Raw genomic sequence first — 931 nt, 5'->3', positions numbered from 1 at the left:
GCGCCTATATTTCTTTTTTGTGAACATTTGATAATTTAAGTATTCAACATCGCTTGCGCTCTGTTGGCACCTTCATCAAACGCCCACACTTATCGACTGTTAATTGTTAAAGAACTTGTTCGGTATTCTATCTTGCCGCATGGCACGAAGCGTTGTGTTCGTTGCAGCAGAGAGGTGAGATTATGCAGTGTTTCGCGTTTCTCGTCAACCTCTTTTTGTTACTTCGCTTCTTTCGAAACGCCCCTGGACTGTCCTGCAACTACTTGATTTCGCTAGCGCTTCAGCGGGGAGGCGAACTATAGCAAAGACGCTACTCACTAGCAAGGAATTTGTTGGGCTTCCTGCTGAGATAGCGTTTATGTCTGCAATAATGGACATCTTGATACTTATTTGCCAGAAAGACTGACATGAAACGACCTTATCTCTTTGCTGTGCTACTTGCCCTGCCCCACGCAGTATTTGCCACAACCATTTCCGGAAAACTGAATGGCGGCGGCGGTAGCGACAACAAAGGGGTGAATATCCGCACCGCCGATGGCAAAGAGTTCCATGCCTACTGCGTGACGGACGTATGCGACCAAGTCCTGGAGGAGGACAACGACGAACACGGGGGCTACTCTCTGAAGAAAAAATTCAAAGGGACTAAAGTAATATTGGAGTACAAAATTGAACGTAACCGCGGTCGCATCGCCGGCCCTGACGCTGATGACCGTGTTGAAATCGTGAAGCAGCTGACGATCGTGAAATAGGCTCGCTCATGCCCTCTCGCCAGGATCTCACGGATCACCTGGCAGCCTCCCAACAAAAACGCGGACGAAAAAAAACCCCACATTTCTGCGGGGTTTTCTTCTTATAACTAGCCTGACGATGACCTACTTTCACACTGGTTGCAGCACTATCATCGGCGTAAAATCGTTTCACGGTCCTGTTC

General features: G+C 48.3%; 1 protein-coding gene. It reads left to right on the top strand.

From position 1 onward, the window contains the following. Nucleotides 1-407: 407 nt before the first annotated feature. Complete coding sequence (locus F2P45_RS34290) at nt 408-749, top strand: hypothetical protein (RefSeq protein WP_166882671.1); 342 nt, start codon at nt 408-410, stop codon at nt 747-749. The last annotated feature ends 182 nt before the right edge of the window (nt 750-931 follow it).

The sequence above is a fragment of the Massilia mucilaginosa genome (assembly GCF_011682145.1).
GTDB lineage: Bacteria > Pseudomonadota > Gammaproteobacteria > Burkholderiales > Burkholderiaceae_D > Telluria_A > Telluria_A mucilaginosa.
Note: the sequence above shows the minus strand (reverse complement) of the source record. Positions and strands in the feature narration are given on the sequence as shown.